Source organism: Mycobacterium sp. B14F4, from assembly GCF_039871645.1.
Taxonomy (GTDB): domain Bacteria; phylum Actinomycetota; class Actinomycetes; order Mycobacteriales; family Mycobacteriaceae; genus Mycobacterium.
Genome location: NZ_JBDPMF010000004.1, coordinates 500,228 through 509,927, shown reverse-complemented (window position 1 = coordinate 509,927; position 9,700 = coordinate 500,228). Strand labels below are relative to the sequence as shown.

At 70.4% G+C, this 9,700-nt stretch carries 10 protein-coding genes and 1 rRNA gene; 9 read left to right on the top strand and 2 right to left on the bottom strand.

All coding sequences use genetic code 11. The features are described 5' to 3' along the window. Nucleotides 1-4: 4 nt before the first annotated feature. The 7 genes from rrf to recN all read left to right on the top strand — a co-directional run bounded on the left by rrf (nt 5) and on the right by recN (nt 5,706). Nucleotides 5-119 (top strand): 5S ribosomal RNA (rrf, locus tag ABGB19_RS14930). Nucleotides 120-221: 102 nt separating this feature from the next. Then, on the top strand, nt 222-1,001 hold the full coding sequence (locus ABGB19_RS14925) for a tetratricopeptide repeat protein (RefSeq protein ID WP_347686712.1): 780 nt from the start codon (nt 222-224) through the stop codon (nt 999-1,001). Nucleotide 1,002: 1 nt separating this feature from the next. Beyond that, the gene (locus tag ABGB19_RS14920; protein WP_347686711.1) at nt 1,003-2,025 is read left to right on the top strand and encodes an HAD-IIA family hydrolase; all 1,023 of its coding nucleotides are present in this window, start codon (nt 1,003-1,005) and stop codon (nt 2,023-2,025) included. An 8-nt stretch (nt 2,026-2,033) separates the two neighbouring features. After that, complete coding sequence (locus tag ABGB19_RS14915; protein ID WP_347686710.1) at nt 2,034-2,219, top strand: hypothetical protein; 186 nt, start codon at nt 2,034-2,036, stop codon at nt 2,217-2,219. Between the two features lie 3 nt (nt 2,220-2,222). After that, complete coding sequence (locus ABGB19_RS14910) at nt 2,223-3,032, top strand: TlyA family RNA methyltransferase (protein WP_347686709.1); 810 nt, start codon at nt 2,223-2,225, stop codon at nt 3,030-3,032. Continuing rightward, the gene (locus ABGB19_RS14905; RefSeq protein WP_347686708.1) at nt 3,029-3,952 is read left to right on the top strand and encodes an NAD kinase; all 924 of its coding nucleotides are present in this window, start codon (nt 3,029-3,031) and stop codon (nt 3,950-3,952) included. The genes ABGB19_RS14910 and ABGB19_RS14905 overlap by 4 nt, the downstream gene beginning before the upstream one ends. Next, a complete protein-coding gene (recN, locus tag ABGB19_RS14900; RefSeq protein ID WP_347686757.1) occupies nt 3,952-5,706 on the top strand; it encodes a DNA repair protein RecN in 1,755 nt (584 codons plus the stop codon). Before ABGB19_RS14905 ends, recN begins: the two co-directional genes overlap by 1 nt. An 11-nt stretch (nt 5,707-5,717) precedes the next feature. On the opposite strand, the gene ABGB19_RS14895 is transcribed toward recN, so the two are convergent. Both ABGB19_RS14895 and ABGB19_RS14890 read right to left on the bottom strand, forming a co-directional pair. Next, nucleotides 5,718-6,674, bottom strand: a complete 957-nt coding sequence (locus ABGB19_RS14895) for a hypothetical protein (RefSeq protein ID WP_347686707.1) — start codon at nt 6,672-6,674, stop codon at nt 5,718-5,720. A gap of 18 nt (nt 6,675-6,692) precedes the next feature. Further along, a complete protein-coding gene (locus ABGB19_RS14890) occupies nt 6,693-7,169 on the bottom strand; it encodes a hypothetical protein (RefSeq protein WP_347686706.1) in 477 nt (158 codons plus the stop codon). A 288-nt stretch (nt 7,170-7,457) separates the two neighbouring features. Here ABGB19_RS14890 and steA point away from each other — a divergent pair, with 288 nt between their 5' ends. Both steA and ABGB19_RS14880 read left to right on the top strand, forming a co-directional pair. After that, nucleotides 7,458-8,642, top strand: coding sequence for a putative cytokinetic ring protein SteA (gene steA, locus ABGB19_RS14885; RefSeq protein ID WP_347686705.1), 1,185 nt, complete (start codon nt 7,458-7,460; stop codon nt 8,640-8,642). Between the two features lie 20 nt (nt 8,643-8,662). Then, nucleotides 8,663-9,604 carry a copper transporter gene (locus ABGB19_RS14880; protein ID WP_347686704.1) on the top strand — a complete coding sequence of 314 codons (942 nt, stop codon included), beginning with the start codon at nt 8,663-8,665 and terminating at the stop codon, nt 9,602-9,604. Nucleotides 9,605-9,700: the final 96 nt, after the last annotated feature.

Genomic DNA, 9,700 nt, shown 5'->3' with positions numbered 1-9,700 from the left:
GAGTTACGGCGGTCAATAGCGACAGGGAAACGCCCGGACCCATCCCGAACCCGGAAGCTAAGCCTGCCAGCGCCAATGATACTACCCAACACGGGTGGAAAAGTAGGACACCGCCGAACACAAATTAGGATTACCCCCCACAATTTCGTGGGGGGTAATTCTATTTCCTGCGAATTCCTTTCGAATTCTCACTTGTCGCGTCATCGGGTAGAAAGGCATACGTGGCTCAGGACAGAAGGGGCGGCGAGGAGCACCGCCCACAGCGTTCGGCGCCGCGCTCATCGGGCCCCAACCGGGCTCGCCGGTCGCAGCCGAAGCCCGATGCCGACGTGCGGCGGCACGAGGGTCCGCCGATACCGGAAGGTATTGAGGCTAAACAACTCTCACCCGAGATTCGCGGGGAGCTGACCACCCTCGACAAGTTCACCGCCGACTTCGTCGCCAAGCATCTGGTCGCGGCCGGCGAGTTGATCGAGGAGGATCCGCAGGCCGCGCTCGAACACGCCCGCGCCGCCCGCGCCAGGTCCGGCCGGATCGCGGCCGTTCGTGAGGCCGTCGGCATCGCCGCCTATCAATGCGGGGACTGGGCGCAGGCGCTGGCCGAGCTTCGCGCCGCCCGCCGGATGGGCAGCAAGTCGCCGCTGTTGGCGTTGATCGCCGATTGTGAACGCGGTGTCGGCCGTCCCGAACGGGCGATCGAGCTGGCACGCGGCCCCGAAGCCGCGCAGCTCACCGGGGACGATGCCGACGAACTGCGGATCGTGGTGGCGGGCGCCCGCTCAGATCTGGGTCAGCACGAACAGGCGCTCGCCGTGCTGTCGACGCCGCAACTGGATCCGAAGCGGACCGGGCCGACGGCCGTGCGGCTGTTCTACACCTACGCCGAAACGTTGCTCGCGCTGGGCCGCAGCCAGGACGCGCTGAAGTGGTTCCTCACCGCCGCCGCCGCCGACATCGAAGGTGTCACCGATGCCGAAGAGCGCATCACGGAGCTCACCTGACGTGAGCATGCTTGCGCTCGAACACGATTGTCTACTGCTCGATCTCGACGGCACCGTCTTCCGCGGCCACGAGGCCACCACGGGCGCCGTCGAGACACTGGCGGGCGTGCAGGCCCGGACCCTCTACGTCACCAACAACGCATCGCGCGGCCCGGCAGAAGTGGCACAGCATCTGCACGCGATGGGATTCGCCGCGGAACCCGACGATGTGGTCACCAGCGCGCAGAGCGCGGCCAATCTGCTGGCCGCCCAATTGCGGCCCGCGTCAATGGTTCTCGTTGTGGGCACCGAGGCGTTGGCCGCCGAGGTCAGGCGCGTCGGGCTCAAGCCCGTCCGGCGGTGGTCGGACGGACCCGTCGCCGTGGTGCAGGGCCACTCTCCGCAGACGGGTTGGGCCGACCTCGCCGAGGCGGCGCTGGCGATCCGCAGCGGCGCTCTCTGGGTGGCCGCGAACGTCGACCTGACGCTGCCGTCCGAACGCGGCCTGCTGCCCGGCAACGGCTCGATGGTGGCCGCGCTGCGCGCGGCCACCGCACACGAGCCGCAGGTGGCAGGCAAGCCGCAGCCGACCCTGCTCAACGACGCGTTGGCGCGCGGTCAGTTCGGTACTCCGCTGGTGGTGGGCGACCGCCTCGACACCGACATCGCCGGCGCCAACGCCGCGGGTCTGCCGAGCCTGCTGGTCCTCACCGGCGTCAGCACCGCCGAGGACATGATCCGCGCCGTGGCGTCGGAGCGGCCGGACTACGTGGCCGCCGACCTGCGGTCTCTGTACGCGCCGGCCGACTCGCTGCGCATCGGCCCGCACCCGGCGTGGCGCATCGACGTAGACCCGCAGTCGGTCTTCGTGCACTCCACGGGCCGAGATACCGACGACCCACTCTCGGTCATCCGCGCCACCGCCGGCGCGGTGTGGGACGCCGGGGTTGACGGCGCCGCGTTCACGCTGAGCGCCGGTGACGACGCCGCGCAACAGGCCTTGGAGCGGTGGTCCCTGGCTGGCGCGCCGAATCGACTAGCGTGAACACCGACATGACTACGGACCTCGATCAGATTCGCGCGCGTATCGCGGAGTTGCTGGCAGACCTGCCCGACCCCGCGCAGGAGGGCTCGGGTCTTGGGGACCTGGCCGACGCCGACATCGACGTCATCGCGGCACGGTTGGAAGAAGCCCACGACGTGCTGGTGCAGGCGCTCGAGTCGGTCGAGAAGGGCTGACCCGTGGCGCGGCGCGCGAGAGTGGACGCCGAACTGGTGCGACGCGGTTTGGCCCGCTCCCGGCAGCAGGCCGCCGAGTTGATCGGTGCCGGACGCGTAAGCATCGACGGGATGCCCGCGGCCAAACCCGCCACCGCGGTCACGGTCACCGCGTCCCTGACCGTCGAGGGCACCGACGAGCGCTCGTGGGTCTCCCGGGGCGCGCACAAGTTGATCGGCGCACTCGATGCCTTTGAGGTGGCGGTCGACGACCGCCGCTGCCTGGACGCCGGCGCATCGACCGGCGGGTTCACCGAAGTCCTGCTCGACCGCGGCGCCCGTGAGGTGGTCGCCGCCGACGTCGGCTACGGTCAGCTCGCCTGGGCGCTGCGCACCGATCCACGGGTGACGGTGTTGGAACGCACCAACGTGCGCGATCTGACCGCCGAGGCCGTTGGCGGTCCGGTCGATCTGGTGGTCGCCGATCTGTCGTTCATCTCGCTGTCCACAGTGCTGCCGGCACTGACGTCGTGCGCGTCACCCGACGCCGATATCGTTCCGATGGTGAAGCCCCAGTTCGAGGTCGGAAAGGACCGGGTGGGCGCCGGTGGCGTCGTCACCGATCCGGACCTGCGGGCCGACGCCGTGCTGACGGTCGCGCGCCGGGCCGACGAGCTGGACTGGCATACCGTCGCCGTCACCGCGAGCCCGCTGCCCGGGCCGTCGGGCAACGTCGAGTACTTCCTGCGGTTGCGCAGCCGCACCGAGGCACCGCTGCAGGGCGACCTGCTCGAGCAGGCGGTGCGCCGAGCCGTCGCGGAGGGGCCCCAATGAGCACCGTCCGCACCATCCTCCTCGTGGTGCACACGGGCCGGGACGAAGCAACCGAAGTGGCCCGACGAGTCCAGAAGGTGCTTGGCGACAACGGAATTCGCCTGAAGGTGCTCTCGGCTGAGGCCGTCGACCGCGGGCCGGTGCACCTTTCTCCCGATGATGTGCGCGCGCTCGGAGTCGAGATCGAGGTGGTCGACGCCGACGACCGGGCCGCCGAAGGTTGCGAACTGGTGCTCGTCCTCGGCGGCGACGGCACCTTCCTGCGCGCCGCCGAACTGGCGCGCAACGTCGAAATCCCGGTGCTGGGAGTCAATCTCGGTCGCATCGGGTTCCTCGCCGAGGCCGAGGCCGACAACATCGACACCGTGCTCGAGCACGTCGTCAAGCGCGACTATCGCGTCGAGGAACGCATGACTCTCGACGTCGTCGTGCGCGTCGAGGGTCGGATCGTCGACCGCGGGTGGGCGCTCAACGAGGCCAGCTTGGAGAAGGGCCCGCGGCTGGGCGTGTTGGGTGCCGTGCTGGAGGTCGACGGCCGGCCGGTGTCGTCGTTCGGATGCGACGGCGTGCTGGTCGCGACGCCGACCGGGTCCACCGCGTGGGCGTTCTCCGCGGGCGGCCCCATCGTGTGGCCCGACCTGGAGGCGATCCTGGTGGTGCCCAACAACGCTCACGCCCTGTTCGCCCGGCCGATGGTCACCAGCCCGGACGCGGCGATCGCGATCGAGGTCGAAGCGGACGGCCATGACGCACTGGTGTTCTGCGACGGGCGGCGCGAGATGACCGTGCCCGCGGGCGGCCGACTGGAGGTGACGCGCTGCGGAACGCCGGTGAAGTGGATCCGCCTCGACAGCGCGCCGTTCACCGACCGCCTGGTGCGCAAGTTCCGGTTGCCGGTCACGGGGTGGCGCGGACAGTAGTGCTATCCGAGATCCGCATCGAGTCCCTGGGGGCCATCAGCACCGCGACCGCCGAATTCGACCGCGGGTTCACGGTGCTGACCGGCGAGACCGGCACCGGTAAGACGATGGTGGTCACCGGCCTGCACCTGCTCGGCGGTGCACGCGCCGACGCGAGCCGGGTGCGCTCCGGCGCCGACCGTGCGGTGGTCGAAGGTCGTTTTACCACAACCGAACTCGTCGACGGGTCGGTCGTCGACGAGATCCTCGACTCGTCGGGCGCCGACCGCGACGATGACGGCAGCGTGATCGCTGCCCGCTCCGTGAGCCGGGAGGGCCCGTCGCGGGCGTACCTCGGCGGGCGCAGCGTTCCCGCGAAGTCGTTGAGCGGCTTCACCGCCGAACTTCTCACACTGCACGGGCAGAACGATCAGCTGCGGCTGATGCGCCCGGACGAGCAGCGCGCGGCACTGGACCGGTTCGCCGATGTCGAGACACAGCTGAAGCGGTACCGGACCGTGCGCGACGACTGGCTCGCGGCGCGCCGCGACCTGCTCGACCGCAAGCAGCGGGCGCGGGAGCTGGCCCAGGAAGCTGACCTGCTCAAGTTCGGGCTCAACGAGATCGACGCCGTAGCACCACAACCCGGTGAGGACGACGCGCTCGTCGCCGACATCCGGCGGCTGTCCGAACTCGACGCACTGCGGGAAGCGGCGCAGCTCGCCCGCGCCGCCCTCGCGGGCCCCGACGATCCCTCGTCCGACGCACTCTCGGCCGCTCACGCGGTGGCGCAGGCCAAGTCCGCGCTCGAGTCCGCGGATGACACCGCGTTGACGACGCTGGCCGAACAGCTCGCCGAAGCGGTCGCCGTGATCAACAACGTCAGCGGCGACCTCGGCACCTATCTGTCCGGATTGCCCAGTGACGCGAGCGCTTTGGAGGCCAAGCTGGCCCGCCAGGCCGAGTTGCGCGCACTGACCCGTAAGTACGCGCCCGATATCGACGGTGTTCTCGAGTGGGCGCGTGTATCGCGGGACCGCCTGGCGCAACTCGACGTGTCGGAAGAGACACTCGCCGAATTGGACCGGCGCGTCCACGAACTGGAGGCCAAGGTCGTCGCGGCGGCCGCCGACCTGACCAAAGCCAGGACCAAGGCGGCCAAGGGCTTGGCCAAGGCGGTCACCGCCGAACTGGCGGGACTGGCGATGGCCGATGCAGGGTTCACGGTGACGGTCAGCCCGCTGTTCGCGAGGGCCGACGATTCCGCGCCGGTCAGGCTGGCCTCCGGTGATGTCGTGCATGCCGGCCACGACGGCGTCGACAACGTCGAGTTCGGCTTCGCCGCGCATCACGGGACCGATGTGCTGCCACTGACCAAAAGCGCGTCCGGGGGCGAGTTGTCGCGGGTCATGCTGGCCCTCGAAGTGGTGCTGTCGGCTTCGGCCGAAGGTACGACGATGGTGTTCGACGAGGTCGATGCCGGCGTGGGCGGGCGCGCCGCGGTGCAGATCGGGCGGCGCCTGGCCCGACTGGCCCGCACCCATCAGGTCATCGTCGTCACGCATCTGCCGCAGGTGGCCGCCTACGCCGACGTCCATCTGGCGGTCGCCAGCGGGGGCAGAAGCAAGGCGAGCGGCGTGCGCCGCCTCGACGGCGACGAGCGGGTGGCCGAACTGGCGCGGATGCTGGCCGGGCTGGGGGAGTCCGACAGCGGCCGGGCGCACGCTCGGGAACTGTTGGAGTCGGCCCGCACCCTGCGCGACCAGGACGACTGACGCCTTCGGGCTCAGCCGTCGCTGCCCGCCTGACCATCGGTGTTGTTGCCGCCGCCGCTGGCGGTGCCACCCGCACCACCCAGGCCGCCGGGGGCACCGCCGCTGCCGCCGTCCCCGCCGAACGACGGGCCGTCGCCGGTGATGCCGTTGAGCGCATCGCCGCCGTCGCCGCCGTCGCCCCCGGTTCCGATAGGACCACCGTCGCCGCCGTCGCCGCCGTCGCCCCCGGTCGACACCGGATCGACCACCCCTGAGCCGCCGAGGAAGCCACCGGCGCCGGCCCGACCGCCGTTGCCGCCGGCACCGCCCTCGCCACCGACGTTGCCACTGTCGCCGCCATCGCCACCGCTGCCGCCGGTCGCGTTCCCGTCCGCGAACACGCCGGTGGTGAAGTCGCCGGTCTCCGATGCGGCGTCCCCGCCGTCGCCGCCGTCACCGAACGTCGCGTCGCCGCCGTTGCCGCCGTTGCCGCCCACTGCGTCGCCGGCGAAGCTGGTCACCGCGTGACTGCCGTCGCCGCCGTCACCGCCGTCACCGAACACGCTGTTGCCGCCGTCGCCGCCACTGCCGCCGGTCGCGAGTGCACCGGTGCCGGTGGTGGCCGCCTGCTCGCCGGCGTGCCCGCCGTCGCCCCCGGCGCCGACCTGCGTGCTTCCGCCGTCGCCGCCACTGCCCGCGGTGGCGTTGCCGACGGTGGTGGCGGCCGTGCCGCCGTCCCCGCCGTGGCCGGCGTCGCCCATCGACGAGCTGCCACCGGCGCCGCCGTCACCGCCGACCGCCGGCACGGCGATCGAAGCGTCGATCCGCCGCTCGCCGTCGAGGTAGATGCGGCCCGCGTCGCCGCCGTCGCCTCCGTTTCCGCCGGTGCCGTTGACCGCGTTGCCGCCGCTTCCGCCGTCCCCGGCAGTGCCGATCAGCGGGTCGGCGTCGCCGCCGTCGCCACCGTCACCGCCGTCGCCGCGGATCAACCCGCCCGAGCCGCCCCGTCAGCCGTCCTGGCCGAGCCCACCGTCGGCGCCGTCGCCGCCGTCGCCGATGAGCAGGCCGCCGTATCCGCCGTGCTGTCCGGGGGTGACGCCGTCTTCGCCGTTGCCGATCAGCAGCCCGCCGTGCGCACCGGCGGTGACGGCGTCGCCGATCAGCCACCCGCCCGGCCCGACGGCGTTCAGCGGATTGGCCAGGATCTGTGCCGGCGCCCCGAGCAGACGGGTGGCGATCAGGTCGAAGCCGCCGCCGACGAACGTGGTGGCGAGCGGACTCGACTGTCGGCTCACACTCGCGGTCCCCGGGACGCCGCAGCCGACGGTGGGAGAGGTGCACACACGGAACGGCGAATCGGCCGGAAGCGGCACGGCGTGGTCGACCAGGGCGACCGGCGTGGTGATCGCGCGCGGGGGAGTTGTGTCTCCGGGCGGCACCCATATCAGTGCGGCGCCCGCGGCCGCGAGCGCGCCGACAGTCATCGCCGACGCGACGAATCGCTTTTGCTCTGCTGACCGATTTGCGGAGTGGGCCATTTCGAAATCTCCTCGGAGGCTGGTCAAGGCTGCAGGTCGCATGAACCGATGCCCGATTCGTACCGCCTCGTAAAAGTGCCGGGTGGGGTAGTCGACTACCCCACCTCCAATTTGCTGCGGCGCAAATTCCGTGGCCCGGCGCTGCCTGGTGCGGATGTGACGAAAGGTACTTATGAGGCTGCTGTTACGGCGCGCCTCCGACGGATCACCACGCGATCTCGACAAAATCGGCGCATGAAGATGTCAGCGCTGCTCTCCCGCAATGCCAGCTCACGGCCGGGCGTCACCGGCACGGCCCGTGTGGACCGCGACATCGATCGACTGTTGCGACGCATCACCCCGGGAGACATCGTCGTGATCGACGTGCTGGATCTCGACCGGATCACCGCCGACGCACTCGTCGAAGCCGGCGTCACCGCCGTCGTCAACGCGTCGCCGTCGATCTCGGGGCGCTACCCCAACCTCGGTCCCGAGGTCCTGGTCGCCAACGGCATCACATTGATCGACGACACCGGGTCCGAGGTGTTCAAAAAGGTCAAGGACGGCGCCCGGGTACGGCTGCACGAAGGCGGCGTCTACTCCGGCGACCGACGCCTGATCCTCGGAGTCGAGCGCACCGACCACGAGATCCACGAGCTGATGCACGAGGCCAAGAGCGGTCTGGTGGCGCACCTGGAGGCGTTTGCGGGCAACACCATCGAGTTCATCCGCAGTGAGAGCCCACTGCTCATCGACGGCATCGGCATCCCGGACATCGACGTCGACGTCAACCGGCGCCATGTCGTGATCGTCGCCGAGGACGCCGACGCCTTCACCGACCTCAAGGCGCTCAAGCCGTTCATCAAGGAGTACCAGCCGGTGCTGGTGGGCGTGGGAACCGGCGCCGACGTGCTCCGCAAGGCGGGTTACCGCCCGCAACTCATCGTCGGCGACCCGGACAAGATCAGTGCCGACGTGCTGCGCTGCGGTGCTCAGGTGGTGCTGCCCGCCGACGCCGACGGACACGCCGCGGGGCTGGAGCGCATCCAGGATCTGGGTGTCGGGGCGATGACGTTCCCCGCCGCCGGGTCGGCCGCCGACCTGGCGCTGCTGCTGTGCGACCACCACGGCGCGTCGCTCATCGTGACCGCCGGTCACACCGCCAGCATCGAGGAGTTCTTCGACCGGTCCCGCCAGCAGAGCAACCCGTCGACCTTTCTGACCAGGCTGAAGGTCGGCGAGAAGCTCGTCGACGCGAAAGCCGTTGCCACGTTGTACCGCAGCCGCGTCTCGGGCGGCGCGATCGCGCTGTTGGTGCTGGCGATGCTGGTGGCAGTGATCGTCGCGCTGTGGGTGGCCCGGGTCGACGCGGCGCTGCTCGACTGGGTCATCGACTACTGGAACCGCTTCTCGCTGTGGATCCAGGGCTGGGTCACCTAGGACCACCGAGGGATCAACTCATGATTTCGCTACGCACACATGCGATCTCGCTCGCCGCGGTGTTTCTGGCCCTGGCCGTCGGCGTCGCGCTGGGGTCGGGGCTGCTCTCCAACACCGTGCTGTCCGGGCTACGCGACGACAAGCACGAACTGCAGAACCAGATCAACACGCTCACCGACGACAAGAACGCGCTCACCGAGAAGCTGAGCGCAGCAGGCGAATTCGATGCGCTGATGTCGCCCCGCATCCTGCGTGACGCGCTTCTCGACAAGTCCGTGGTGCTGTTCCGCACCCCCGACGCCGCCGACGATGACGTCGAGGCACTGACCCGATTGATCGGTCAGGCCGGTGGGACCGTGACGGGGTCGGTGGAGTTGACGCAGCAGTTCGTCGACGCCAACGCCGCCGAGAAGTTGCTGTCGGTGGTGAACTCGCCGATCGTGCCCGCGGGCAAGCAGTTGAGCACGACGTCGGTGGATCAGGGTTCGCAAGCCGGTGACCTGTTGGGTATCGCGCTGCTGATCGACAGGGATCCCAAGGTGCAGGCCGTCGACGACGCCCAGCGGGAGACCGTGCTGGCCACGCTGCGCGACACGGGCTTCATCACCTACGGCGACCAGCGCGTGGGCGCGGCGAACACGGCGATGATCGTGACGGGCGGGGCGCTCGGCGACGACGCCGGCAACCGTGGTTCGACGGTCGCGCGGTTGGCCGCCGGCCTGGCCCCGCACGGCTCCGGGACGGTCCTGGCCGGCCGTGACGGCTCCGCTTCGGGCACCGCGGCCGTCGCAGTGACCCGATCGGATGCCGCGCTGTCGTCGGCGGTGAGCACCGTGGACGACGTCGACAGCGAGTCCGGTCGCATCACCGCGGCACTGGCACTCAGTGACCTGATCAACGGCGGCCGGCCCGGGCAGTACGGCATCGGGCAGGGCGCGACATCGGTGACGGTCCCGCAATAGGGCCGCGATGCGGTCGCGCTCCCCGCGTACGCACGGCGCGTCAGCGACGCCTTGTCGGCGTCGGTGTTAGGGTGGGGTTCCGTGGGTCGGCAGGCC

Bases quoted from the DNA above. Each gene is read 5' to 3' on its own strand.
- ABGB19_RS14905 (WP_347686708.1), top strand. From the start codon at position 3,029: ATGAGCACCGTCCGCACCATCCTCCTCGTGGTGCACACGGGCCGGGAC.
- ABGB19_RS14915 (WP_347686710.1), top strand. From the start codon at position 2,034: ATGACTACGGACCTCGATCAGATTCGCGCGCGTATCGCGGAGTTGCTG.
- ABGB19_RS14890 (WP_347686706.1), bottom strand. From the start codon at position 7,169: ATGACTGTCGGCGCGCTCGCGGCCGCGGGCGCCGCACTGATATGGGTG.
- ABGB19_RS14880 (WP_347686704.1), top strand. From the start codon at position 8,663: ATGATTTCGCTACGCACACATGCGATCTCGCTCGCCGCGGTGTTTCTG.
- steA (WP_347686705.1), top strand. From the start codon at position 7,458: ATGAAGATGTCAGCGCTGCTCTCCCGCAATGCCAGCTCACGGCCGGGC.